Source organism: Nostoc sp. ChiSLP03a (assembly GCF_034531215.2).
Lineage (GTDB): Bacteria > Cyanobacteriota > Cyanobacteriia > Cyanobacteriales > Nostocaceae > Nostoc.
Map to the genome: position 1 here is coordinate 13,928 of NZ_JAVRBQ020000164.1, position 26,887 is coordinate 40,814.

Here is a 26,887-nt window from a genome sequence, read left to right on the forward strand (position 1 = left end):
TACATACTATTACTTAATCAAAATATGTTTATTTCACAACGTGGCATTATCACCTATGCTTACGGAGCATCTTATTATCTAGAAATGGCCAAGTCATTAGCACGTTCTCTACGTCTTCATTCACCAAATATTCCACGTGCTATTGTTACCGATTGTGAAGATGATAAAGATTTGCTAGAGCTTTATGATTGCGTTATAAATCTTAGAAAAGAATACGGTTCTAACGTAAAACAAAAATTTCATCTTTATGATTATTCTCCATTTAAATATACACTTTGTATTGATAGTGATTGCATAGCAGTAAGGGATATTAATTTTATTTTTGATGATTTTAAAGGCAGAAGTTTTAGTGTGGCAGGTGATGTATATCTTCAAGCAGGCGATAAAGATACATTCGTTGATGTAGATGATACACTCAAACGATTTAATCTGACAAAATTACCTAGATTTAATGGAGGTCTCTATTATTTTGAAAAAAACGATACTGCTAAGGCATTTTTTGAAACAGCACTAGAATTGGCAAGGGATTGGCAAAAGCTAGGTATTAGTGAATTTCGTGGTGATGGCCCTAATGATGAACGTATTTTTGGTCTAGCTATGATGCTACACAATCAAAGTATGTTTGAAGATAATGGTCTGATGATGCGAACACCTATTGGTCTTCGTGGTTCTTTTAATATAGATGCTATTAAAGGTAAATCTACTTTTAAAAAATACAATCAGGTGGTGTCTCCGGCTCTTGTACACTTTGCCTGCGTTTGGGGAGAGCATCCCGTATATCATCGGGAAGTAACAAAGTTAAAAAACCTAGATAAAGATGCAGCCCATCAGGTCAAGTCTAATATATTTTCCGCAATTCAATATAAGTTTGGCTATCAGATTGCTTTATTAAGATATATAGCTAAACGTGTACCTAAAAATCCTCAATATATTCAAGCTAGAGTGAAAAAACTTTTGATACAACTGTCTGAGTTGATTAAAACTAAATATAGAATTGAGGCAGTTCAGAGCAAATAAAGTTTGCTAAAACTCTGCATTCCTTTGTGTTTAATTTAAATTACTCAAAAGCTGTTTTAATTACTTTATGTAAAGCTTTAAGAGTCTATAAGGTGCTGTCTGAGGTTCAGGCAGCACTAACAAAGTGTAATAGCGATCGCGCCTCACATCCTTCGGAAATTATATTTTTGTGAAAACTACAAGGATTGTATCTGTGGGTTTATTCTAGAAACTACACGGTACAGCGCAAATTTGTATGTACCACAAAAATCTGTATTGCTGTACTTTTATGGAAAATCAACTAGGATTAATTCTAAAACTGCTTTTACTCTCGGCTTTGTTATCAGTATTAATTAAGTATGCAGGGCCAAGTCTACCAATTCCGGCGACAGCAACCAACGCGCTGATTATAGTATTCTTGCCGATCGCGATCGTAGCGATCGCTCTACTGTGGCGATTTCAAGCAGAAAAACAAAATTAACTCAATAGTTTTACGCACAAGTTCCTAAAATCAGCTAACCTAGCTTAATTACAATAAAATTGCATCTTGGCAACGGTTAGGAGTTAGCCTGTGAACCTCGGTCAATGGATCGGCTTAATCGCCATAGTTCTTTCTTTATACATCTTGTGGCAAATTCGGGAAGTGCTTTTGCTGATGTTTGCCGCAGTTGTGTTAGCCACCACCTTAAATCGGCTAGCGAAACGCTTCCAAAGCTTTGGGATAAGGCGCGGATTCGCCGTCCTCCTAGCAGTAGCTATCTTTTTTGCAGGTGTCGTGGGTTTTTTCTGGCTAATTGTGCCGCCATTTGCCCAGCAGTTTCAAGAACTAACCTATCAAGTTCCTAAAGGGTTTGGACGCTTTAATAGTTGGCTTGATGCCCTGAGAACTCGTATTCCTGATCAGTTAGTTCCTTACATCCCAGATATCAATAGTCTCATCCAACAAGTACAGCCTTTCGTCAATCGGTTACTGGGAAACTCCTTTGCTTTTGTATCTGGTTCTTTAGAAGTCGTCCTCAAGATTTTGCTAGTGTTGGTTTTAACAGGAATGATGTTAGCCGACCCTGTGGCTTACCGCAAAGTGTTTGTACGGCTTTTCCCCTCATTTTATCGGCGGCGGGTAGATGGAATTTTAGATAAGTGTGAAGTCTCTTTGGAGGGATGGATTACAGGCGCTTTCATTGCCATCTTTGTAGTGGGGGTGATGAGTCTGATTGGCTTATCAATTTTGCATGTCAAGGCAGCACTTGCTTTAGCGGTTTTAGCGGGATTTTTTAACTTGATTCCCAATTTGGGGCCAACCATGAGTGTAATCCCAGCAATGGCGATCGCTTTCTTGGATGAACCTTGGAAAGCGATCGCTGTCTTGATTCTTTACTTTATTATTCAACAGATTGAGAGTAATTTCATTACGCCCGTTGTGATGGCGCATCAAGTTTCATTGCTGCCAGCCATAACCTTAATTGCCCAGCTATTTTTCGTCACTTTCTTTGGCTTTTTAGGATTATTTCTAGCCCTACCTCTGACTGTTGTCGCTAAGATTTGGTTGCAAGAAGTGTTAATTAAAGATGTTCTGGATGAATGGGGAAATAATCATACACAAGAGACTGAGTTTGTGATAGTTTCTCAATCTCCAGAAGCAGATGATAATTGGAAAGCAGAAAATACAGACATTAAGAAGAAGCCATCGATTGATGATGACATCTTGAAACCAGAAGATTAGTCGCTCGCTTTTTGATTACAGAAAAAGGCGATCGCTTTTGGTCAGTGAGACATGAGTTCAAATCTCGTCCGGATCTCCAAAACCTTGACCTGATAGTTTAGCGGTAAAACACCACTACTTAAAGATTAGACTTCTTGGCATTTGTCGGGAAAAGGGTAAAGGGTAAGGGGGAAAGGAATAACAAAAAACCTTTAATATCCAAACATGCACCCTTTACCCACGAGAGTGCAAAAGTTACTTTTGCCAAGAGGTCTATTAAATTTGCAGAAACCGGAAATTAACTAGGCAGAAATTGTGAAACAACAACTGAAAGTTGTAAACTTTTGGTACGAACCCTTAGACATGGACATTGCTTATTTAAGTCCAGTAAATCCACTTAATTTTAATCATACATACATTTAATTGATAATACAAAGGTTATTTATAGTAATTTTACGTAGAATAAAAAATATTTTAGATACAGGCAACTTGTTTGCCCCAAAAAATATATCATTTTAATTTTGCAATCCTTGAATTCTTTTTTGGAATTTTATCCTTATACCACTTTGAAAAAAGAATGCGACAGATACATACGGACATACCTTTGTGATGTCTGGCTTTCTTAATTTTGAATTTTGAATTTTGAATTTTGAATTTTGAATTGGTATTATTTGGGGTGTTAAGCTGTTGCGCAGAGATTGGCGATCGCTATTTCGAGATGAAATTATCCAAAAGCCTCGATCGTCTGCGCTCACAAAGAGCAATGAAAATTTCTTTTCCCTACTCCCTAGTTACAGACGCGATTAATCGTGTTTCTCCCTATTCACTATTCAGCAGGAAGCGCAAGCACTGAGAAGATGCGAACAATTGCAGAAATTAACGAAAAAATTAAGCGCCAACGTGCGGTGGTGTTGACAACTGAAGAATTAAAAGCACGAGTTGTAGAAATCGGTGTTACTAAAGCTGCTAAAGAAGTTGATGTAATTACCACTGGTACTTTTGAGCCGATGGAATCAAGTGGTGCAATTATCAATCTGGGACATACCGATCCCCCAATAAAAATTCGCCGTTGTTGGTTAGATGGCGTTCCAGCATATTCTGGTTTTGGGGCAGTAGATTTATATTTGGGTGCGAGTTGCGCTGTGGAGACGACGGATGGGGAAGAAGTGCGAGAACGTGGTGGTGGTCATGTAATCGAAGATTTGATTGCTGGTAAATCTATACACGTGAAAGCGCAAGGACAAGTAACAGATTGTTACCCCAGAGCAAATTTTGAAACTACAATTACCAGTGACACAATTAATCAGTTTTATTTATTCAATCCGCGCAATCTTTATCAAAATTTTATTGTTGGTGTAAATGGTGGCGATCGCCCCCTCTTCACCTATCTCGGCCCTTTACAACCGCGTTTGGGGAATGCTGTTTATTCTAACCCCGGTGCGATTTCCCCCTTACTCAACGACCCCGATTTGCAACTCGTTGGTATAGGTACTCGAATTTTTTTAGGCGGCGGTATTGGCTATGTCGCCTGGGAAGGCACTCAGCACTTTCCTTTACAAAAGCGTTTAGCTAATCGTACACCGATCGGGCCTTCCGCCACTTTAGCTTTAATTGGTGATGCCAAACAAATGGATGCTCATTGGGTGCGGGGGTGTTACTTCAAAAGTTATGGCCCCTCATTAATGTTAGGGGTTGGGGTACCACTACCTGTATTAAATGAACAAGTAATTGAACACTGCGCTGTCCAAGATCGAGACTTAGTAGCCCCAATAGTAGATTTTTCCATTCCCCGGCGCGTCCGTCCCACCTTTGGTTTGGTGAGTTACGCCCAACTCAAATCTGGGTGGATCGCCATAGAAGGCAAAGCAGTACGCTCTGCCCCCTTAGCGAGTTTGTTTTTTTCTAGGCAAGTCGCCTTAGAGTTGAAAAAGTGGATCGAAGCAGGTACGTTTACCCTGACAGAACCAGTTTCTCCAATTCCGATGGAGCGATCTTTTCTACCCCAAGACCGGCGGACGGATTTTTGATTGGGGGGAGCAGGGGAGCACGGGAGCACGGGAGCACGGGAAAAGGTTAAAGGTTAAAGGGAAAAGGAATAAATTTAATCTTTCCCCTTTTCCCCTTACCCCTTTCCCTTTCGCCATGCCCAATGCCCCATACTCCATACCCAATGCCCAAAATGCCCAATGCCCAATGCCCAATGCCCCATTCCCTACTCTTGAGTCGGTTTCGGTCGTTTGATGGGTTTAGGAACAGGTGTTCTTGGTATAGGTTTTGACACTACTGAAGGGTCGCCGCCTGTACTTGTTTTCTTGATGGGGCGAGGGGTTTCGCCAGTGCGTCTGGGGGGGAATGGTTTTCTACCACCAGCACCACCAATGCCAGCACGAGGCCCACCTTTAAATGGTGGTTTGCGTTTTTTGGGTAAATCAGCGATCGCCTCAGCTTTTTCTACTACTAAAACGTCTGCTTCCCGCTTGGCTTGGAAGTCCCAGAATTTTCCCACTGCTTTGGTAGTTAGCACACCCCTCAATTTCAACTTAAAATATTTGGGTTTGTCAGTTGATTTACGTGGAGCCTGCCTAATTTTGACTACCAAGCTTTTAGCATCAAAAGATTGGTATACTACTTCACCACGAACAGAAAAACCACCATCAGTAACTTGTGATGAAGGTCTGGGGGCAGTTGTATTTAGTTCAGAGTTCTCGGATAAGCCATCATCGAGTGTCTGTAATTGCAACTCCAAATCCGATTCGTCCTCATCTGTTGAGTTTTTAGCCAGATTTTCTGGCTCCCAAACTCCGACGATTTGGATGTGCAAGGTATCATTTTCTTGTCTGGTACGTGGATATACTACCCACAAGTGTTCTTTTTCTAAGTCTAGATGATTCTTGACTAAGCTCATAATCCGGCCTAGGAGGACGGCATTGAGTTCTACACCATCTGCGGTCAACAGCGTACCTTGAGTAAATTGTTCGCTGCTAGCATGATAGCGACCCCGCACTAAGCCGATCGCTCGATACTGCATCGGTTCGCTGGGAGGTGGAATCGGTTGCTGGCGATTAATCAAGTTTCCATTTGAGTCAGTCTCGCTGGTGTTGACAGGCAAATTGTCAACTTGTTTAGAGGACTGGGCTGCTATGCGAACATTAGCGCCTGCCTCTACGTTAGTTGGGCCCTGGTTAGAGGCAGAAGAATTGGAAGATTCAGGCAACGGCATCAGGTCGGAATTCATAAAAACTCCTTGCGGCACAGACACATCCCATTGTGGGATTTTACAAAGGCAGCTGGAAAGAGCATTTGTGCGACTGATGAAAGTATATTGGCTTTTCACAAAATCACACTAGGGTACTCTATACAATCCTAAAGGCGCTAAATTTAATGTATAAACACTAAATGTCTAATTTAGCGGCTTTACACTAGTTTCGGAAGCATATCATAGCTACAATTCTGACGGCTCCTCCTAAAGTCATCACTTACTTTAGCAGTGTGGATAGTTAATTGTTATAAAATTCACAGGCAATTGGCGGTATTCCGCAAAGTTTTGGAAATTTTTAACTTTACGATTTGTGTAAATGATAATGTCATTAAAATTTAGGAGAAAGACAAAACCGTGTCTCAACCGCGCAATCGTTGGATAGTTCAAGTCGTCTTAGCGGTGGCAATTCTTGCTTTTGTGGGTGTTTCGGTGATTCCCATAATTGGAGCATTTAATAATACGCCACCCTCAAGTCAGAATACCGCTAGCAACAGAGGTAGTTTGCCCTCTACTGACCAAAAATCAAAACTGGAAGACGAAGTACGGGGTTATGAACAGGTTTTGCAAAGGGAACCAGAAAATCAGACTGCGCTTAAGGGTCTGTTACAGGCGCGGCTGCAATTACTGAGTCAAAAAGATAAAAGTGAGGTTAAACCAGCTGATATCCAAGTTGTCATTGAACCTCTAGAAAAGCTAGCAAAACTGAATCCCGAACAGTCAGAATATTCAGTGTTACTAGCTCAAGCCAAACAGCAAATTGGCGATCGCGAAGGAGCCGCTCAAGCTTATCGCTCGATTTTGTCCACGAAACCAGGTGATTTGAAAGCTTTGCAAGGAATGGTGGCTTTATTGATCAGTCAGCAACGACCTGAAGCAGCCATTGGTTTGTTGCAAGAAACCCTCTCTAATGCAGCCCAAGCAAATACAATTCAGCCTGGAAGTGTAGATATAGTAGCCGTGCAGGTGCTGTTAGGTTCTGTTCATGCTTCCCAGAAACGCTACGCTCAAGCTAGCTCTGTTTATGACCAGGCAATTAAGAAAGATCCCAAGGATTTTCGCCCCGTCGTGGCAAAAGCGATGCTCTTGAAACAACAGGGCAAAGATGCAGATGCAAAACCTTTATTTGATAGTGCCGCAGCTTTAGCACCTGCTAAGTACAGAGACGAAATTAAGAAGGCAGGAACAGTTTCTCCCATTCCTAAATCTACTACCCCTCCCGCATCTTCATTGGGAAATACTCCCAAGTAATGGGCATTGGGAATTGGGAATTGGACATTGGGCATTGGGTATGGAGAAGAGACAAGGTAGACAAGAAAGATAGGGGAGATTTGGGAGAGATTTGTTCAATAATTTCCTCTTGTCCCCTTGTCCCTCTTGTCCCCCTTGTCTCCCTGCCCCCTGCTCCCCTGCTTCTTCCCTCACGCTCCTTCAATGGCAGCAACAATACCAAAGACTAAAAATAGGCATCCGCCAATCAGGGTAAGTTGACGTTCAGAAATGCGTCCGGCAATCATTTTGCCGCCGATAACTGCGATCGCAGCACAAATGGCATGTCCTAAAATTGCACCTATTGTGACTCCAATGGGATTATTGCCTGCGGCTAGGGCAATGGTGGCAATTTGGGTGCGATCGCCCCACTCTGCCATAAATGTCAACATAAAGGCTTCTATGATAATTGCCAAACCAGTCTTTTGCTTTGGTAACTGCAAATCTGCTTGTTTTACCGCAGTTTCAGCTTCTTGTACAACTTCTGTATCACAAGCAGCATTGGACATCTTACTAGCGTCATACAACAGCTTGATACCGAAGGCAATAAATAAAGCTATTTCGGCGTAATGAATATAAACTTTTGGCAACAAAGATACTGCTTGTCCAAATATCACCGAAAGGATTGTCATCGCGGCTAAAGCAGCTGTCACACCTGTAAATACCAGCCGCCGCGGGTGGTGCATTGCCAAAATCACAGCAATAAAAAATGTTTTATCGCCTAACTCTGAAACTGTAATTAGTAATAAACCTGCGGTAAAAGCTGTTAACACTCTCTCAAGCTCCTGAAGAATCGTTTACCGATGTGAAGCTTGATGAGAACCAAAAGACCTCACCAAGTTTACACTTTTCGGTGTGAACTTAGTGAAGGTCTCGCTTTCAAATATTGATTATTTGCCATCTGAACCAGGCTGATCGCCAGTATGTTGATTCAGATGTACTGGCTTTTATGTTTTTATACCAGCAGCTACTCCCCTTCTATGCGATCGCAATCATACATATTTTTCATGTATTAAGTCAAGAGAGTAGGCATATAGAGGTATAACTTGAGAGTGAAACAGCACATACAGAACGATTCAGTGCCTTACTGAGGTAAAAACTGATCGTCTGTGACTTCTGTTAGCTGGTATAGAGTTTGGGAATGCGCCTTTAGAGAAGACATGGCAGTTTCCATCAGAAATGTTTAGATAATTTTTTGTATCTATTTACAATTAACATCTTTGTTCCGTCACGCAAGTCCAACTAACTTGGTGCTGAGTTCCCATACGCGATCGCCTTTTTCGTCATCGCGGGCTTGAGGAGAGACTTTTTGCACAAAAGACTTGCCATCTTTCTTCTGGCGATTTCCCCAACTCCAATAAACACCGGATTGATTATACTCAGGATCGGCAACTACGGCAGCAACTCGTTCTCCCGCCAACTCTTGAGACACATATCCCCCAGTGACGTACTTCTGGAATAAAGGGAAGATTTTCTGAAACAGGGGATAGTGGTTTCTAAATAGCGGCGTTTCTGCAACACATCCGGGATAAAGAGAACTGAAGACGATACCAGTTGACTCGTGATAGCGCTCGTGCAGTTCCCGCATAGTCAGCACGTTGCAAACCTTGCTGTCTTTGTAAGCTTTAACTGGTTCAAATTTTTTGCCATCAATCATCGATATTGGCTCTTTAAATCCTTCTGCAAAGCCTTGCAAATCGCCTAAATCAGGACGTGGTGGAATCTTTCCACCTAGTTCGTCTGGATTGTGCGTGACTGTTCCTAAAATTACCAGCCTTGGCTCTAAAGATGATTTCTTCAGATCCTCCAGCATCAGGTTGCACAATAGGAAATGCCCTAGATGATTAGTAGTGACAGTTAACTCGTAACCTTCTGGACTGCGTAACGGCTCTTTGATTAAGGGCATGTAAATTGCAGCGTTGCACACCAAAGCGTCTAGAGATTTGCCAGTGGCTCGGAAGTTCTTCACAAATTGTCGAACACTTTCCAAGGAGCCAAGGTCAATATGTATGCTGGTATAACTGTTGTAGGGGATTTCCACGCTTTGGGCTGCTTTTTGTGCCTTCGCTAAATCCCGACACGCTAATACCACATACCATCCCCTTTCAGCAAGAGCTTTTGCAGCATACAAACCCACCCCTGAAGAGGCACCCGTAATTACAACCGTTGGCTTTTGATGTTGTTCCATTCTGTTCAGCTCCCATTGACTGTCTCTAGAATCTCATACCAGCGAGCCATCGTTGTCACCAGGTTTTTCAGGGCTGTATTTCGGCTGAACTAACGCCCTTCTATCACTCTGGTGAAAACAATAATCGAAGCAGAAAACTGAAACTATGACTAAATCAAGGTTTGAAGCTTTATTTTCTAATATAATAAAGCTTCAAAAATGTAGCCTAAACTTGGAAAGTGAGGTTCGTAAGCCTTGCAGCGATTGCTTTCTGCAAAAGTGATGGAAGAGGGCTAAGTAAATGGGCGAGAAAATTCCCAAGTTTTTTACGAAATGTAAATACAGCACATACTTTACAAATTCGTTATTTCACCGTTTTTACAAAACTAAACATACATTAGTTTTATCGTGCTTGCCGACTTAACCTCTAGACAAAAAACCTTCAAAAAAGTAATTAAAATCACATTTTTGGTATACTACTGATGAATGCAATATCAACTTTTTTTGTTTTCAAATATTTTTTCTTCAGATATATTTCAGATGTATATTACTACTAGGCTGAAAAGTATAAGTAAATTGCCTAGCTGTTTAACAATTTATTTTCTGTGGATAAGCTTCTACAATCTGTAAAAAAAATTCTCCAAGACAAGCCTCTCGATCCAATTCAGTGGTTTGTGCTTTATCAATCGTGGTTGGGTAAAACTTATGGTGAGATGGCAGAGGTATCAGGTTACGGCAACAATTACATCAAGGAAGTTGGTTCTGAGTTGTGGCAAGACCTTTCGATCGCACTTGGGGAAAGAATAACGAAAAAAAATTTACATTTAGCTTTGAATAAACACTTGCAAGACGAGATAGATAATCAAAAAAATCAGATTCAAGAAAAGTTTGGTAAAGAATCTAATTTAGAAATGATTTCTCCAGACTTTTTTTCAGCAAGCAAGATAGAATTTCCCAGCGGCCCTGTAGCACTAAATTCTCCTTTTTACATCAATCGCCCTTCTCTGGAAGAACTTGTTTGTAATGAGGTTTTACAACCTGGTTGCTTAATCCGGCTCAAAGCACCTAGAAAGATGGGAAAAAGTTCTCTACTCAATCGGATGATTGCTTATGCTAAAGAGCAAGATTATCAAACTGTTTATTTGGACTTTCAAGAAGCCGATCGAGATATTTTTGTTTCTCTGGATAAATTTTTGCGTTGGTTTTGTGTAAATGTCAGTAGGCAGTTAAATCTCCTTCCTTGTGTAGATGATTTTTGGGATATAGAAATGGGCAGCAAGGTAAGCTGCAAAATCTATTTTGAAGCTTATCTGTTGCAATACATTGATGATAATCCTGTAGTTTTGGCTTTGAATGAAGTTCATCGGATTTTTGAATATCCCAACATTGCCCAAGACTTTCTGCCAATGCTGCGATTTTGGCATGAACAAGCAAAGCAAGATCGGACTTGGCAAAAACTACGGATGGTAGTGGTTCACACCACAGAAATTTATATTCCGCTTAAGCTCAACCAATCGCCTTTCAATGTCGGGATAACAATTACACTGCCACCATTTACCCTTAAACAAGTACAGAGTTTAGCATTACGTTACGGACTAAATTGGGCAGGAAACTCGGAAGGGGCAAAACGCCTTGCACCCCTACAAGCAATGGTAGGAGGACATCCTTATCTGGTGAGCCTTGCATTTTATCATCTATGTCAGGAAGGAATGACGCTAGAGGTGTTATTAGAAACTGCATCTACACCAGTAGGAATTTACGGTCAGCATTTACGAGAATTGTTGACACTACTGCAAAAAGAACCAGAATTAATGTCAGCTATGGAACAGGTAATTGCCACAGATGAAAAAGTAGAGTTAAACGCGATCGCTGCTTATAAACTAGAAAGTATGGGTTTGGTTCAACTAAACGGCAATCAAGCTAGTGCCATGTGTGAGTTATATCGTCTTTATTTTAGTCAACAGTTTGGAAAGCAAAATAATGCTAATGTTTATCGTGAATTTACCAGCTAGTTTTGATTGTTCATAGTAAACACTAAAGTTCTGATTGCGAACCTAATTATTCATCGATATTATCAGAATTTTCTTAACTGTTACAATCCAAATATGTTGATTGAGATATAGAAGAAACTTAAAATTAAAAATAAATTAAATAAATGAAAAACTATCGATATCAAGTTGGTGGTACTCTCACTAATGATGCTCCTAGCTATGTCGAGCGCAGAGCAGATGTGGAACTTTACGAAGCTTTGAAACAAGGTGAATTTTGCCACATCCTAAGCTGTAGACAAATGGGTAAATCTTCACTTATGGTAAAAACAAAGCACCGCTTGCAAAAAGAGGGCTTTAAATGTGCCACCATTGATATGACTAATATTGGTTGTGAAAATATAACTCCAGAGCAGTGGTACAAAGGAGTTGTTGGTGACTTATGGTTAAATTTTAAACTGTTAGGAAAAGTTAATTTAAAAACTTGGTGGCAACAACAAAACGATCTTTGTTTGGTTCAGAAAATCAGTCGGTTTATTTCGGAAGTTTTATTAGCTCAGTTTCCCAACGAAAGGCTATTTATTTTTATTGACGAAATTGATAGTATACTCAATCTCAATTTCTCTGTTGATGACTTTTTTAACATGATTCGATTCTGTTATAACCAACGAGCAATTAATCCAGAGTATCATCGAATAACATTTGCAATTTTTGGGGTCGCGACACCTTCAGACTTAGTTATATATGGAAATAATACTACCCCGTTTAATCTTGGTAAAACTATACAAGTCAATGGTTTTACCTTTGAAGAAGCTCAACCACTATCTTTGGGATTAGATATTAAAGACAATCACCCTCAGAAAGTTTTGAAAGAAGTATTAGCTTGGACACAAGGACAACCATTTCTTACTCAAAAGCTGTGTCGGCTACTTGTGAGTTTATCTCAAGACGATCTGGGTAGAAAGCTGAAAATTCCCCCTGGCACAGAAGAATTTTGGATAGAAAATGTGGTGCGATCGCACGTCATCGAGAAATGGGAATCACAAGATGAACCGGAGCATTTGCGAACTATTCGCGATCGCATCCTCAGAAACGAAAAATATGCTGCCAGATTGCTAGGAATTTATCAACAAATCCTTCAAGGAGTGAAAGTACCAGCCGATGATAGTCGAGAACAGGTAGAACTGTTGCTGTCTGGTTTGGTAATCAAAAAACAAGGTTTTCTCCAAATAAAAAATCGAATTTATCAAGAAGTTTTCAATTTAGAATGGGTTGGGAAAAAACTAGCTTACTTGCGTCCCTACTACGAAAACTTCAATGCATGGATAGCCTCAGAGGAAAAAGATAAATCTCGCCTATTACGCGGACAAGCCTTGATAGATGGCCAAACTTGGGCAAATGGTAAAAGCTTGAGCAACTTAGATTATCGATTTTTAGCTGCTAGTGAAGAATTAGATCGGCGAGAAGTACAGCAGGCTTTAGAAGCTGAACGCGCTCAAGAAGTAGAAGCACGACTTGCAGAACAACAAAAAAGGCTGGCTCAACAAAAGAAAAATGCCACAATAGTAACACTTTTGCTCGTGGGGATGACCATCAAATTAGTGATTTCTATAGTGTGGGGAGTATCGCTTTTACGAAAGATTGATGTTTTAGAATCACAGTTAAAATGCACCGATATTACTACAACTCTGCAATTTCCTCACTGTCCAAAGTCAAGAGCTGCTAGGGAAAGCTCAGAATAACGAGCGTTAAAAAAACTCTCAATAACCCAAGTGCAGCCGATGTATAGGTTAGTTATCACGAGCAAATTTAAAACAGCTTTCCGAAAATTTACTCGTCGTAATGCTGACTTACTTATGACAATGTTTATTAGCTCAATACAAGTGCGATCGCCTATCTTATAACAACTGTCTTGAAATTCAAGCGTGGGCGTAGCCCATCGTAGACATCGCATTATGTATGATGATTGATTTAGTGGGATGGCAAACAGAAACGCAGGTCTGGCCAAAGCTGCCGATGATGTGAGTTAAAATCCTGATATCTTTAATAACTACCCACGCAGAACGACCCCGAAAAAGCGATCGCTATGCTTCAGTATCCCCATCTCGAACAAGCGCTAAAATATCACTTCGGTTATGACCAATTCCGCCCCGGACAACGGCAAATTATCGAAGATGCGCTGCAAAATCGAGATTTAATGGTGGTGATGCCGACTGGCGGGGGGAAATCTTTGTGTTTTCAGCTACCAGCATTGTTGAAAAAGGGACTAACGGTGGTGGTGTCGCCGTTAATTGCTTTGATGCAAGACCAAGTAGAGGCATTGCGAAATAATAATATTAATGCGACATTTCTCAATAGCAGTTTGAACGCTTACCAAGTGCGATCGCGCGAAGAAGCCATCCTCAGCGGTAAAGTAAAATTACTCTACGTCGCCCCAGAACGTCTCCTCAGTGAAAGGTTTCTCCCGTTTCTCGATTTAGTTAAAGAAAAAATCGGTATTTCTAGCTTTGCTATTGATGAAGCGCACTGCGTTTCGGAATGGGGACATGATTTTCGTCCAGAATATCGTCAGTTGAAATCTCTGCGGAAACGCTATCCTGATGTGCCTACAGTCGCTCTCACCGCCACAGCAACCGATCGCGTCCGTAGTGATATTATTCAACAATTAGGTCTGAAACAACCAAGCATCCATCTTGCCAGTTTTAACCGTGAAAATCTTTATTACGAAGTTCGTCCTAAAACTAAATATGCTTACGCTGAATTATTAGAACTAATTCGAGAAACTGAAGGTTCGATAATTATTTATTCTTTAACTCGGAAAAAAGTTGATGAATTAACTTTTAAACTACAAAATGATAAAGTTATTGCTTTGCCTTATCACGCCGGATTAAGTGATGAACAACGTAGTAGCAATCAAACGCGATTTATTCGAGATGATGTCCGGGTGATAGTGGCAACAATCGCCTTTGGAATGGGAATTAATAAACCCGATGTCCGGTTGGTAGTTCATTTCGATCTGCCCAGAAATATAGAAAGTTATTATCAAGAATCGGGTAGAGCCGGTAGAGACGGAGAACCATCTCGATGTACAATATTTTTCAGCTTTGGTGATGTTAAAACAATTGAATGGAGTATCGATCAAAAAGCTGACCCTCAAGAACAGTTGATTGCGAAACAACAACTGCGGCAGATGATCGACTACGCTGAAGGCACTGATTGTCGGCGAACAATTCAACTGGGTTATTTTGGCGAAAGGTTTCCTGGGAATTGCGGTAACTGTGACAATTGTCGTCACCCCAAACCCGTGCAAGATTGGACAATTGAAGCTATGAAGTTTTTATCTTGTGTGGCGCGTTGCAAAGAAAGGTTTGGAATGCTACACATAATTGATGTGTTGCGAGGGGCAAAAAAAGACAAAATTATCCAGTACGAACACGATAAACTTTCTACCTATGGTATTGGTAAAGATAGAACTGTAGATGAATGGCGAATGTTGGGGCGATCGCTTTTACATCAAGGGTTAATAGAACAAACTAGCGATGGTTACTCAGTTTTAAAACTAAATGCCTTAAGTTGGCAAGTAATGCGAAAACAACGCCCAGTTTCCCTAGCTGTAACCACGGTGCAAAAGATTACCTGGGAACCGGAGAGTGAAAAAGCAGAAGTTGCAGAAATATTATTACAGAAGTTGCGATCGCTACGTAAAGAATTAGCTGATGAGCAATCTGTACCACCTTACGTCATCTTCCACGATTCCACTTTAAAATTGATGGTACAGGTGCAACCCCAAAACTTAACTGAATTTGCCAAACTTTCTGGTGTAGGTAGTCACAAACTCGCTCAATACGGTGAAAAGTTTCTTACAGAAATTCGCGCTTACCGCCAAGAAAAGGGTTTGCAAAATAAATCTGCTACTTCTGTATCATTTCCCAATTCAGCTTCTTACACTGAATTGCAGACATTACAATTGCATCAACAAGGTTTAAATATTGCTCAAATTGCCCAAAAGCGCAACCTTAGTCCAGCAACAGTTAGCAATCATCTAGAAAAACTTATTGAGAAAAATCAGCCAGTTGATTTAAATCAATTAGTACCTATAGAACATCAACAAAAAATTTGGCAAGTTTTAGAAGTACTCGGTGACATTTCTCTCACTCCCATCAAAGAACAACTAGGCGATAGGTACACTTTTGATGAAATTCGCTTAGTACGGAGTAAGTGGCGGCGTGAAAATCGCAAGAGATAATTTGCTAAGGACGAGTAATACAAACCAAAACAATTATTATTTCATTATGAATGACAATAAAAAAATGAACGAGGGAGAGAAATCAAAACTCGCAAATTTGCCAAAATCAATACACTGCTTTAACTTTATATATTTGCTTTTTTGTATTTCGTTTATTGCATTTGGAGTCAAGTTAATATCTGCACCAAAGATGATTACAACTTTATCTTGTGAGCGAACACCAAAGCACATCAATTGTCAGTTGGCTAATCGAGATTGGTGGGAGTCCTCTGTAAAAATCTATTCTGAATTAGATTTATGGATGGGCGTAGAAGTTAAGGCAATTCATGATGGTGGAGAGAACCGATATTATGTCAACCCTGTTATTAAACATGGGGAAGACTATCGCATTTATCGACCCTCATACTGGCAACCAGAAGCACAAAAACTTGCTGACAAAATTAATGCTTTTCTAAACGATTCTCAACAGAAATTTCTGACGCTCATTCAAGACAATTCTAACGCACTTATATTAGGTGGCTGGTTTTGCATTTTATTTAGTGCATTTTGTTTAAGTCTTACTATTTGCTTATATATTTGTTTTTTGAAAAACTAGATAATGAAGCTAAACTTAAGTCTTATTGATTAAAAGATTAAAGGAGTTAGTCAATGAGTGAGATGCTGAATACAGGAGTACGCTGGACAATTCACGATGTGGAACTATTTGCAGAAAATGAAGGGACGCGCTACGAGATAGTTGATGGAGAATTATTTATGACCAGGGCACCTCACTTTAAACATCAGCAAACTTGCGGCAGAATTTTTCAACAGCTTAACATTTGGTCAGATTCTACTGGTTTAGGAGAAGCTGTAATCAATCCCGGTGTTTTGTTTTCAGAATCCGATAATGTGATTCCTGATGTAGTTTGGGCTACTAAAGAAACCTTGGCGCTAACATTGGATGAAGCGGGACATTTTACTGGCGCACCAGATTTAGTAGTCGAAGTCTTGTCTGAGAGTAAGTCAGATGAAAGACGGGATAAGGAAGCAAAACTTAAACTTTATTCTTCCAGAGGAGTAAAAGAATATTGGATTGCTGATTGGCGATCGCGTAAACTAGAGGTCTATCGGCGCGAACAAAGTCAACTTAATTTGGTAGCAACCTTATTTAGTAATGATAATATAATTTCTCCGCTATTGCCTGGTTTTAGCTGTACTGTAGACCAGTTTTTTCCTGTATAAATTTTAGGTTGAAGGTAAAAACAGCTTTCATTCTTTTCCTAAAACACAATCTGTATAATTTATTGTTCAGATATCGCCTTGCACCAATAACTAAGTTTTCTCCTCATCAAGGCGATATCTATAGCTCATTAGTTTATATTAAGAAAAACTGGGAATTTCAGAGTTAGAATCTTGTGATGTCATAGCAGACTTTGAAGACTCAGTGTTTTGGTTTTTGACAGTCAGAATTACAGATACCAGCTTAGGCAGTGCTAGACAGGCAACAGTATTTAATATCGTTAGAAATATACCATCTATCAAACTCATATATTAATCTTCTCCGTTTGAAAATTGGTGGTGACTATATTTATTAGTTTGAAGCAAAATCAGTATAATTGCGTAATAACAAAATTTAGATTTCTTTTAGAGAATATAAGTTAAATATATATATTTTTATCAAAACAGAATAAAGGCGTCAGTCACCAGAATACAAGAAGGGTATTTTGAACGAAAAAGCAGATAGCGTCGCGTGTTGATTCTGAATTCAGAATTCAGAATTCTGACTTCCTACTCTGAGATGTGTTAGGGGGTCAAACCCCCTATTCACCAGATATATCCTCGCCCAAGTCAGAGAACTGAGTCTCTAGGTAGAGAGCTAATTCAAATTGCCATATCTATGAAATTAGAGCTATACATGAATGAAAAAATCTCATCTTTATCTATCAAAAGGATGAGATACGGATATAACAATTTCCTATATCTAAAGAAACTAAATGTTTGTTTTTAACCTATCTGACAGAGGATGTTAAAAAAATTAGACTATAGTAAATTAAAATCAATAATAATCAAAGTTCCTAAACAATTCAGGTAATTGTGCTATACACGTGCTTGGAACAATCTAAAACTTTGTTAAAATCAGCAACACACAAACTATGAACTCTACCACCGAAAAACGTATCGCCTTGATTTCCGTCCACGGAGACCCAGCGATTGAGATAGGGAAAGAAGAAGCTGGGGGACAAAATGTTTATGTGCGTAATGTGGGTGAAGCACTAGCGCAGCTGGGATGGCAAGTTGATATGTTTACCCGCAAAGTGAGTCTGGAGCAAGACTCGATAGTTGAACATAGCAACAATTGTCGAACTATCCGTTTAAAAGCTGGCCCCCTTGAGTTTGTGCCGCGAGATGAAATTTTTGAATATCTGCCAGAATTTGTGGATAATTTCCTCAAATTTCAAATAAAAAACGATTTTACATACGAATTGGTTCATACTAACTACTGGCTCTCTAGTTGGGTGGGGATGCAGTTAAATAAAATCCAAAAGAGTAAACAGGTTCACACCTACCACTCATTAGGAGCAGTCAAGTACAACACTATAGAAAATATTCCTTTGATTGCTAGTCAGCGATTAGCAGTGGAAAAACAAGTCTTGGAAAAAGCAGAGCGAATTGTAGCAACCAGTCCGCAAGAAGAAGAACACATGCGATCGCTAGTTTCCACAAAAGGCAATATCGATATCATTCCCTGTGGTACAGATATTCAGCGCTTTGGCTCCATTGCACGAGAAGCAGCCAGGGCTGAATTGGGGATTGATAAAGAAACCAAAGTTGTACTATACGTGGGGCGCTTTGACCAACGCAAAGGTATAGAAACTTTGGTACGGGCGGTAAACGAGTCTCAACTACGCGACTCCAAAAATATCCAGCTAATTATTGGTGGTGGTAGCACTCCAGGTAACAGCGACGGAATTGAGCGCGATCGCATTGGGCAAATCGTCAACGAATTGGGAATGAGCGACTTTACCGCCTTTGCAGGTCGTCTGAGTCAAGATGTTTTACCAACTTATTACGCTGCTGCCGATGTTTGCGTTGTTCCTAGTCACTACGAACCCTTTGGACTAGTGGCGATCGAAGCGATGGCAAGTGGTACACCAGTGATAGCAAGCGATGTCGGCGGACTTCAGTTTACTGTAGTTAATGAAAAAACTGGTTTATTGGCTCCACCACAAGATGTAGATGCTTTTGCCTCTGCGATTGACCGAATTCTCTTAAATCCAGAATGGCGAGATGAATTGGGTAAAGCTGGTAGAAAGCGCGTCGAAACTAAGTTTAGCTGGGATGGTGTTGCACATCAACTGAGTGAACTTTACACCGAACTGATGCAGCCACAAACAGTAGCGTCAACAGCGAAAGAACTAGTACACTCAACCGCCGAATTAGTGCAATCAGCAGCAAAAGAACTAGTACACTCAACCACCGAACTAGTGCAATCAGCAGCAAAAGAACCAGTTTTAGCTGCTAAATAACGCTTTTGTTTAACAGATAATGGTGAGTGAGTAACTCGAATAATATTTTGGGTTTAAATTTGGTAGCGTAGGCGTAAAGCCTGCGGCATAGCTACGCTTCGGGCGTAGCCTTTCCAAGAGTTGCCCGCCGTAGGCATCGCCTGAGCTTGGAAAACTCAACACCAAAAACAAACTGTATAAAAAACGAACTTATCACTTAAACGCAGAAGCTTATCTGATGATAATTTCTGCGTTTTTTGATTCGCAGCTATCACCAAAGCAAGTAACCGCTATGATAGGTGAGGTCTGTTATGCTTTAACTAAACAAAAATAAAAGCATAGCGATCGCTACCATTTGAATGTTAACAACTAATCGCTTTGCAACCAGTTGACTTTACCACTCTCACAGCTGCTTGTAGCGAAATCCGCGCTAACTGGCTGCCATCACGCTTAGAACAAGTTTACCAGCGCGATCGCTACACGATCGCTATGGCATTACGCACCCTAGAACAGCGAGATTGGCTACAGATTTCTTGGCATCCCCAAGCTGCACATATTTGTATTGGCGATCCGCCACCGCGATCGCCAGATACTTTTACCTTTAGCCAACAATTAATACACCAATTGGGTGGTTTGGCACTGGTGGCGATTCAAGCGATCGCCCCTTGGGAACGTGTGATTGATTTACAATTTGCCCGTCGTCCTGGAGAAAGCGCTCTATATCATGTCTATGCAGAAATCATGGGCAAGTATAGCAACGTCATTCTCACCGACGCTAACAATATAATTATCACTGCCGCTCATCAAGTCAGTCAGCAACAATCTAGCGTCCGTCCCATCCAAACCGGACAATTTTATGAAACACCACCGAAACTAACTGGAAGTGTCCCCTACTTGAGTGAATCTCAAGAACGTTGGCAAGAACGGGTAAGTTTAGTACCAGGAGCAATCAAGCGGCAATTGCTCAAAAGTTATAGTGGCTTGAGTGCTGCACTAGTGGAGTTAATGCTGCTAGAAGCAAATATCGCATCAGAAACATCTACCAATACTCTCAACCCCGACGACTGGCAACGGCTATTTGAGCGTTGGCAAGAATGGCTGCAAGCTCTAGATTCCAAAGAATTTCAACCCGCTTGGACAAAAGATGGTTATACCGTAATGGGTTGGGGTGCAGTTGAAAAGGTCAAAAATATCCAGGAGTTGCTCAACCGCTATTACAGTAACCAGATTAACCAACAGTTATTTTCCCAATTACGCCATCAGTTGAGTCAGAAGTTGAATAATATTCTGGCGAAATTACACAATAAAGCTCAAACCTTTGAGACGCGCTTGCAGCAATCAGATCGAGCCGATGAGTATCGACAAAAAGCTGATTTATTGATGGCTCATCTGCAAAACTGGGAACCAGGGATGAAAGAAATTATCATTGCTGATTTTGAGACAAATTTGCCAGTAGCGATCGCTCTCCAACCAGATAAAAATGCTGTCCAAAATGCTCAAAGTCTTTACAAACAGCACCAAAAGCTCAAACGCGCTCGTGCTGCTGTGGAACCGCTACTATTAGAAGTACAGACAGAAATTGAGTATTTAGAGCAAGTAGAAGCTGCGATCGGTCAAATAGATAACTATCAAACAGCAGAGGATTTGCGAGCTTTAGAAGAAATCCGCGAAGAGTTGATTGGGCAAAAGTATCTAGAAGATCCAGAATACCGCAGCCGCAGTGCCAATGAACTCCCTAGCACCAACTTTCATCGTTATCTTACTCCCAATGGCTTTGAAGTATTAATCGGTCGTAACAATCGCCAAAATGACCAATTGACCTTTCGTGTAGCAGGGGATTATGACTTATGGTTCCACGCTCAAGAAATTCCAGGAAGCCATGTATTACTACGTCTAGAACCGGGTGCTGTTGCAGAAGAAGCTGATTTGCAATTTGTAGCTAATCTTGCCGCTTATTACAGTCGCGCCCGTCAGAGCGAGCAAGTGCCAGTAGTTTACACTCAGCTAAAACACGTGTACAAACCTAAAGGAGCAAAACCGGGAATTGCCATTTACAAGCAAGAGAGCATACTTTGGGGAAAACCGCAAATAGTCTAGTTATTGGTCAGCAATTCCAAATTCAAATTTTGACAGGAGGATCAACTGGGGAGAGGATAGAGATTTCTCAGCGAGAGCAGAAACACAGAAGCGACTTGAGACCTTGACTGGGAGTCGTAAAGTGTGTCTTGGTTCAATCATACGAAGCATGATCGAGCTTTCCTCTTATATCATGTCCGCTTAATTAGTTATAATTCGGTGCATTTATGCAAAAATCAGGAAAACCTCTTTCCCCCTGCCCCCCTGCGGTCTTAATGATAAGTCTTTAACCGGACATGATATTAACCATTTGGGTGTTTCTCAGGTGTGATATCAGTAACAAAATTGGGTGCAACGCGATGATCAGTCTATGAGCAGCTTCACACAGCAATTCTCTCAAGCCTTAAGTTGCGGCTACTGTTTCATTCAAATGCAGTGCTAATCGAAAGGGGTTTCCAAGCTTCGAGTTCAGCTTTCATCGCGTCGAGCTTTTGCACAATCCCATTGGCTGAATCTTCGCCGAGCGCTAATCGCATGGGTGGATCGTCGCTTTCAACCACTTGAATCATCGCGGCAGCAGCTTTTGCTGGATCGCCGGGTTGGTTGCCATGCGATGACCGCATGACATCGATCATCTTGCCGCTGGTCTCAGCATAGTCTGTGATCGGATGCTTTGGCGTAACCATTGATGAACCAGCACCATTCGTCCGAAATGCTCCCGGTTCGATCAGCGTCACTTTGATGCCTAAGGGCTTGACTTCCTGTGCCAACGCTTCCGAAGCTCCTTCGAGCGCAAACTTGGTTGCACTATAGATCCCAAGTCCACTCAAAGAAGCCACACCAGCAAAAGAGGAAATATTGAGAATGTGACCACTGCGTTGCTCCCGCATGGTCGGTAGCACGGCACGAATCATGCTCAATGCACCAAAGAAATTCGTTTCAAATTGCCGTCTAATGTCGTCGTCGCTCAATTCTTCAATTGCGCCCATTGCAGGATAACCTGCATTGTTAACTAGGACATCAATGCGATCGTACTGATCCAATGCCGACTCGACCGCAGCTTGAACGTCTTGTAGATTCGTCACATCTAGACGAACCGGATGAATTGTCTGTGGGTATTGTTGAGCGAGATCATCCAGTTGTTCGGGTTTTCGAGCCGTGGCGACGACGCGATCGCCTCCTTTGAGAACAGCCTCAACTAGCGATCGACCAAAGCCACTAGAGCTACCTGTAATCAACCAAACTTTAGCATCAGAATTTGTCATGATTTGTTCAAGAGTGAATGTAGAGTGAGGTAAATGAAGGATTGGAAACGGCGATTGTCCGTCTTTTTGAGTTGCGATCGCTTTCTGCACAACAGCAACGGCAGCATCAACGGAGTGAACCTTTGTACAGTCATGTTATGGCTCTTTGATATAGAAATTTAAGAATAGGGTATGTTGCCATTGTTTTCCCCTCTAATTAGGCAGATCGCTGAAGCTCAATACCAAGAGTTGGTCAGCACTCCTAAAGAGCATTGGCCAAACAGGGCATTAATTATTCTCCCCTGCTCCCCAGTCCCCAGTCCCTAGCCCCCAATCCCCTCTACCCGCATCAAATCCAAGTCGCGTTCAAATATTTCATCAATTGGCAACATTTGACCATCAACAGTCATAAATTTATGGTCTTTTGTTGCCCGAATTATTGAACCATCTTCCAAGCAGTACTCAAACACCTCTTGTTGTCCGCGATCGTGCCACTGTGCTACAGGTTGCGTGTAAATATTTCCATTATTATCAACGCTGTACACAGTACATTCAATGCGTTTTTCTACAATTTCCTCAATCGGCAACAATCCATATTCTACTGTCAATATTTCCGTGTCATAGCTTAAACAATATTCAGCAAACTTCAACATTTGCTCAAATAATTCATCCGCAACTTTTTTCTGAACGCCGTTTTTTGCTGCGCCATCCACGAATTTTTCTCGCTGCTTTTGCATCTCAGAAACTTTCTTTTTACCCATCGCCCGACGCAGCAAGTCAGCTTGTCCTAAAGAATATCCGGCCATATCTTGAGCAATTTTCATTATTTGCTCTTGATAGACCATAATTCCATACGTTTCGTCTAAAATTGGTTCTAAAACAGTGTGTTGATAATCAATATTTTCTCGACCATGTTTGCGGTTAATAAACTTAGGAATCAGCCCTGCATCTAATGGCCCTGGTCGATAAAGTGCCAAAATAGAAGAAATATCTTCTATATTAGAAGGCTTCAAATCTCGCACTATCTGACGCATACCAGAAGATTCTAATTGAAATATCCCTTCTAGCTCACCTGCTTCTAATAATTCATAAGTTTTTTGGACATCTTTTGGTAGAGTGCTATGTTCACCTTTAGCTAATATCCTTTGGGCTTTTCTTTCATCGCGGGGAATTTCATCGGGATCGACCCGATATCCTCTCGTTTCTTGAATCAAATCTACAGTTTTTTGAATCAGCGTCAAGTTCCGTAAACCCAGAAAATCCATTTTCAACAAACCCATTGATTCCAGGTCTTCCATGAAATATTGGGTAATCACAGAACCGTCATTATTCTTCTGTAGCGGCACAATTTCATCAAGTGGTTCGTCTGAAATTACCACGCCTGCTGCATGAACACCAAAGGTTTTATTAGTTCCTTCAATTCGCATCGCCATATCAAGCCAATGGCGAACATGGGGTTCTCTATCATATTTCTCTTTAAACTCTGGTTCTGGGGTTTTATCGGAAACCATCACTTTGAGTTTTGTTGGTTTTCCCCGCACCACAGGAATCATTTTCGCCATTTTGTCAGCTTCCCCATAGGGAATATTCAACACTCTGGCGACATCTTTCAAAACTGCTTTAGAAGTTAGGCGGTTAAAAGTAATAATTTGGGCAACTCTATCTGCACCATATTTCTCAGTTACATAGTCAATCACTTTATCTCGTTGTTCAATACAGAAATCTGTATCAATATCAGGCATTGATTTCCGTTCTGGGTTCAAGAAACGCTCGAATAGTAACCCATGATGTACGGGATCGATATTAGTAATTCGCATTGCATAAGCAACTAATGAACCAGCTGCCGAACCGCGACCTGGCCCCACGGGAATATTATTATCTCTAGCAAATTTGATGTAGTCCCAGACAACTAAAAAGTATTTGGAAAAACCCATTTGCTGAATCATTTTTAGTTCGTATTCCAATCTTTCTTTATAGACGGAATCGACTTCTTGGCGAGATTTGCGATTTAAGCGTTCTAAAAGTCCACTCCATGCAACATCTTCGGCGTAAGTGTCAGCAGTATGACCAGAGGGAATGGGAGGTGTAGGAATTTGAGGCTCACCCATAATATGGTAAGGCTCAACTTTATCGGCCACTTCTCCAGTAGTAGCGATCGCTTCCGCAATTACATCATCCGGCAAATGATCGCGAAATAGCTGCTGCATCTCCTCACCAGACTTGAGATATTCTGTGCCGCTATAACGCATCCGCTTATCTTCAGCAATTAGCTTGCCAGTTTGAATGCATAGCAAAGCGTCGTGGGCTTCAACGTCAAAACAAGAGATAAAATGTGAATCATTAGTAGCAACAATTTTAATCCCTAGTTCCCTAGCAATTTTCACTATTTCTACATTCACAATTCGGTCTTCTTGGGAGCCGTGGTCTTGAATTTCTAAATAATAATCATCACCAAATACCTCTTTATACCACTGAGCAACTTTCCGGGCTGCATCTGGTCGATTACTGAGAATCGCTTGGGGAATTTCTCCACCCAAGCAAGCGCTGGTGACAATCAAGCCTTCATGATATTCTTTTAATAAATCTTTATTAATACAAGGACGAGAAAAAATTCCTTTACCTTGAACACCTTTAAGGTGAGAAATTGTAGTTAATTTGACTAAATTTTTGTAACCTTTGGTATTTTTAGCTAAAACAACTTGATGATATTTGGGACGGCGTTCTTGTTTCTCGATATCGCCGTTAATTACATACATTTCATTGCCGATAATCGGCTTAATATTTTGACTACGGCAGATTTTGATCAGTTCGACGGCTCCATACATGACACCATGATCGGTAAGGGCGATCGCTTTCATTCCCAGTGCGATCGCTCGATCCACCAACTCTGGTAGCTGACTTGCCCCATCAAGCAAACTATAGTCACTGTGAATATGTAAAGGAACAAAGGACATAAGCACCTCCAACCACAAGCCAAGACACCTCTAGGGGCCTACCTTGTGGTATACCCTTTCGAGCCAGATTTTGCAAAGCAACGGAATCTTAGATTAACAGTTTTTAACCAAAATTAAAGCTGTTCTTTTTCGGGAATTATCACTATTATTAGTGTTGTTTTAATAGTTACAGCAGTTAACCAGTATCTAGCCAATGAGTCAAACAGAGAGAACTACTTCGCCTGAAACCAAAGCTAGCCCTTGGTGGCAGCGTATCCCTCTCACGTTGCAAATTCTCATCGCCTTAATAGCGGCAGTCAGCGTCGGAATTGCCCTTGGTGCAGGGAATCCCAATCCCAGTAACGCCGCTTTAATCAATAATTTAGCAATTCCGGCTGAATTGGTGCTAAAGGCTCTCCGCGCCTTGGCTACACCCCTAATTTTGGTAGCAGTGCTGCATACTTTGATGACTACCAATATCCCTGGTACAGCCGGACGGCGGTTAGCAGTGTTACTTTTAACTAACACTACCGTAGCTATTTTGGTGGGACTTTTGGTAGCTAATGTACTGCGTCCGGGGACTTGGGGCAATGTAAACACCTCAACAAGTACGGCAATAACTGCTCAAAGTCTCGATCCTTGGGGAATACTCAAAGATGCTGTACCGGAAGCTGTTCTCAAGCCATTGGTTGATAATAATGTCATCCAGTTGATTGTGATTGCCCTGAGTTTTGGCATCGTTCTGCGGGCATTAAAATCTGAACAAATCGCCCAAGGCAAGAATGGATTCCAGCCGATAGAGGATGTCATTGGAATTTTATTTGAAGCGGTAGTCCGCATCCTCAATTGGGTAATTGCCTTAGTGCCGTTCGCAGTCTTTGGAATTGTAGCTAAAACTGTTGCAATGCAGGGATTTACACCGTTTAAATCTTTGGGTGCATTTATCGTCGCCGTATTGTTAGCACTGGTATTGCAAGCGTGCTACTACCTCACCAGAGTAAAATTTGGTTCTTGGGTACACCCACTAAAATTCCTCGCTGGTGGTTCTGATGCCTTTTTGACAGCTTTCTCAACTTCTTCCTCGGCGGCGGCAATGCCCGTAACCTTTGAGGTTTTGCAAACAAAAGTCGGTTTAAGGGAATCTTCTGCTGCCTTGGGGGCATTAGTCGGGGCAAATTTCAATAATGATGGTACTGCCCTCTATGAAGCAATGTCTGCGTTGTATATTTCCCAACTGATTGGACAACATCTGAGTCTAGGACAGCAGTTAATTGTCATCCTTACCTCGATTTTTGCATCTGTGGGTGCAGCAAACATTCCTAATGCAGGGCTGGTAACGATGACACTAGTGTTCACTTCTGTCGGCTTACCTACCCAGTACATTGCTTTGCTAGTTACTGTAGACTGGTTTTTGGATCGCTGCCGCACCGCAATTAATGTTATGGGAGATATGACTGTTAGTACTTTACTTGACGGCAAAAAGCCACGTTCTGTAGACGAGGCTTAGTTTGCCAGCTTTTCAAAT

General features: G+C 41.2%; 17 protein-coding genes and 1 pseudogene. 13 read left to right on the forward strand and 5 right to left on the reverse strand.

The window, feature by feature from the left end; translation table 11 throughout:
- Window positions 1-24 precede the first annotated feature (24 nt).
- The 4 genes from RMY32_RS27855 to RMY32_RS27870 all read left to right on the forward strand — a co-directional run bounded on the left by RMY32_RS27855 (window position 25) and on the right by RMY32_RS27870 (window position 4,725).
- Window positions 25-1,017, forward strand: a complete 993-nt coding sequence (locus tag RMY32_RS27855; protein ID WP_322715077.1) for a hypothetical protein — start codon at window positions 25-27, stop codon at window positions 1,015-1,017.
- Between the two features lie 268 nt (window positions 1,018-1,285).
- Window positions 1,286-1,477, forward strand: a complete 192-nt coding sequence (locus tag RMY32_RS27860; RefSeq protein WP_322675070.1) for a hypothetical protein — start codon at window positions 1,286-1,288, stop codon at window positions 1,475-1,477.
- A 90-nt stretch (window positions 1,478-1,567) separates the two neighbouring features.
- Window positions 1,568-2,719 carry an AI-2E family transporter gene (locus RMY32_RS27865; RefSeq protein WP_322715078.1) on the forward strand — a complete coding sequence of 384 codons (1,152 nt, stop codon included), beginning with the start codon at window positions 1,568-1,570 and terminating at the stop codon, window positions 2,717-2,719.
- 836 nt (window positions 2,720-3,555) lie between these two features.
- The gene (locus tag RMY32_RS27870) at window positions 3,556-4,725 is read left to right on the forward strand and encodes a homocysteine biosynthesis protein (protein WP_322715079.1); all 1,170 of its coding nucleotides are present in this window, start codon (window positions 3,556-3,558) and stop codon (window positions 4,723-4,725) included.
- 185 nt (window positions 4,726-4,910) lie between these two features.
- Here the strand turns inward: RMY32_RS27870 and RMY32_RS27875 are convergent, their stop codons facing one another.
- The gene (locus tag RMY32_RS27875; protein WP_322715080.1) at window positions 4,911-5,933 is read right to left on the reverse strand and encodes a hypothetical protein; all 1,023 of its coding nucleotides are present in this window, start codon (window positions 5,931-5,933) and stop codon (window positions 4,911-4,913) included.
- Between the two features lie 378 nt (window positions 5,934-6,311).
- Here RMY32_RS27875 and RMY32_RS27880 point away from each other — a divergent pair, with 378 nt between their 5' ends.
- The gene (locus RMY32_RS27880; protein WP_322715081.1) at window positions 6,312-7,205 is read left to right on the forward strand and encodes a tetratricopeptide repeat protein; all 894 of its coding nucleotides are present in this window, start codon (window positions 6,312-6,314) and stop codon (window positions 7,203-7,205) included.
- A gap of 170 nt (window positions 7,206-7,375) precedes the next feature.
- Here RMY32_RS27880 and RMY32_RS27885 read toward each other — a convergent pair whose 3' ends face one another.
- Both RMY32_RS27885 and RMY32_RS27890 read right to left on the reverse strand, forming a co-directional pair.
- Complete coding sequence (locus tag RMY32_RS27885) at window positions 7,376-7,996, reverse strand: TMEM165/GDT1 family protein (RefSeq protein WP_322715082.1); 621 nt, start codon at window positions 7,994-7,996, stop codon at window positions 7,376-7,378.
- Window positions 7,997-8,451: 455 nt separating this feature from the next.
- Window positions 8,452-9,411 carry a protochlorophyllide reductase gene (locus RMY32_RS27890; protein ID WP_322715083.1) on the reverse strand — a complete coding sequence of 320 codons (960 nt, stop codon included), beginning with the start codon at window positions 9,409-9,411 and terminating at the stop codon, window positions 8,452-8,454.
- Between the two features lie 584 nt (window positions 9,412-9,995).
- On the opposite strand from RMY32_RS27890, the gene RMY32_RS27895 reads away from it, so the two are divergent.
- From RMY32_RS27895 to RMY32_RS27925, 7 genes and pseudogenes are all read left to right on the forward strand, one after another.
- On the forward strand, window positions 9,996-11,402 hold the full coding sequence (locus RMY32_RS27895; RefSeq protein ID WP_322715084.1) for an AAA-like domain-containing protein: 1,407 nt from the start codon (window positions 9,996-9,998) through the stop codon (window positions 11,400-11,402).
- A 143-nt stretch (window positions 11,403-11,545) separates the two neighbouring features.
- Window positions 11,546-13,120, forward strand: a complete 1,575-nt coding sequence (locus RMY32_RS27900) for an AAA-like domain-containing protein (RefSeq protein ID WP_322715085.1) — start codon at window positions 11,546-11,548, stop codon at window positions 13,118-13,120.
- A 344-nt stretch (window positions 13,121-13,464) separates the two neighbouring features.
- Complete coding sequence (gene recQ, locus RMY32_RS27905) at window positions 13,465-15,624, forward strand: DNA helicase RecQ (RefSeq protein WP_322715086.1); 2,160 nt, start codon at window positions 13,465-13,467, stop codon at window positions 15,622-15,624.
- Window positions 15,625-15,670: 46 nt separating this feature from the next.
- The gene (locus RMY32_RS27910; RefSeq protein ID WP_322715087.1) at window positions 15,671-16,219 is read left to right on the forward strand and encodes a hypothetical protein; all 549 of its coding nucleotides are present in this window, start codon (window positions 15,671-15,673) and stop codon (window positions 16,217-16,219) included.
- Between the two features lie 62 nt (window positions 16,220-16,281).
- Entirely contained in the window at window positions 16,282-16,845 is a 564-nt protein-coding gene (locus RMY32_RS27915; RefSeq protein WP_409884170.1) for a Uma2 family endonuclease, read from the forward strand.
- A gap of 911 nt (window positions 16,846-17,756) precedes the next feature.
- A pseudogene (locus RMY32_RS27920) lies at window positions 17,757-18,992 on the forward strand (glycosyltransferase family 4 protein); the annotation flags it as partial.
- A gap of 495 nt (window positions 18,993-19,487) precedes the next feature.
- On the forward strand, window positions 19,488-21,206 hold the full coding sequence (locus RMY32_RS27925) for an NFACT family protein (protein WP_322715089.1): 1,719 nt from the start codon (window positions 19,488-19,490) through the stop codon (window positions 21,204-21,206).
- Between the two features lie 401 nt (window positions 21,207-21,607).
- Here the strand turns inward: RMY32_RS27925 and RMY32_RS27930 are convergent, their stop codons facing one another.
- Entirely contained in the window at window positions 21,608-22,450 is an 843-nt protein-coding gene (locus RMY32_RS27930) for an oxidoreductase (RefSeq protein WP_322715090.1), read from the reverse strand.
- A 302-nt stretch (window positions 22,451-22,752) separates the two neighbouring features.
- Entirely contained in the window at window positions 22,753-25,383 is a 2,631-nt protein-coding gene (locus RMY32_RS27935) for a DNA polymerase III subunit alpha (protein ID WP_322715091.1), read from the reverse strand.
- Window positions 25,384-25,576: 193 nt separating this feature from the next.
- Between RMY32_RS27935 and RMY32_RS27940 the strand changes: the two genes are divergently transcribed.
- The gene (locus tag RMY32_RS27940) at window positions 25,577-26,869 is read left to right on the forward strand and encodes a dicarboxylate/amino acid:cation symporter (protein ID WP_322715092.1); all 1,293 of its coding nucleotides are present in this window, start codon (window positions 25,577-25,579) and stop codon (window positions 26,867-26,869) included.
- The last annotated feature ends 18 nt before the right edge of the window (window positions 26,870-26,887 follow it).

Bases quoted from the DNA above. Each gene is read 5' to 3' on its own strand.
- RMY32_RS27875 (WP_322715080.1), bottom strand. From the start codon at position 5,933: ATGAATTCCGACCTGATGCCGTTGCCTGAATCTTCCAATTCTTCTGCC.
- RMY32_RS27940 (WP_322715092.1), top strand. From the start codon at position 25,577: ATGAGTCAAACAGAGAGAACTACTTCGCCTGAAACCAAAGCTAGCCCT.
- RMY32_RS27910 (WP_322715087.1), top strand. From the start codon at position 15,671: ATGAATGACAATAAAAAAATGAACGAGGGAGAGAAATCAAAACTCGCA.
- RMY32_RS27935 (WP_322715091.1), bottom strand. From the start codon at position 25,383: ATGTCCTTTGTTCCTTTACATATTCACAGTGACTATAGTTTGCTTGAT.
- RMY32_RS27855 (WP_322715077.1), top strand. From the start codon at position 25: ATGTTTATTTCACAACGTGGCATTATCACCTATGCTTACGGAGCATCT.
- RMY32_RS27900 (WP_322715085.1), top strand. From the start codon at position 11,546: ATGAAAAACTATCGATATCAAGTTGGTGGTACTCTCACTAATGATGCT.
- RMY32_RS27930 (WP_322715090.1), bottom strand. From the start codon at position 22,450: ATGACAAATTCTGATGCTAAAGTTTGGTTGATTACAGGTAGCTCTAGT.
- recQ (WP_322715086.1), top strand. From the start codon at position 13,465: ATGCTTCAGTATCCCCATCTCGAACAAGCGCTAAAATATCACTTCGGT.
- RMY32_RS27890 (WP_322715083.1), bottom strand. From the start codon at position 9,411: ATGGAACAACATCAAAAGCCAACGGTTGTAATTACGGGTGCCTCTTCA.
- RMY32_RS27870 (WP_322715079.1), top strand. From the start codon at position 3,556: ATGCGAACAATTGCAGAAATTAACGAAAAAATTAAGCGCCAACGTGCG.
- RMY32_RS27860 (WP_322675070.1), top strand. From the start codon at position 1,286: ATGGAAAATCAACTAGGATTAATTCTAAAACTGCTTTTACTCTCGGCT.
- RMY32_RS27915 (WP_409884170.1), top strand. From the start codon at position 16,282: ATGCTGAATACAGGAGTACGCTGGACAATTCACGATGTGGAACTATTT.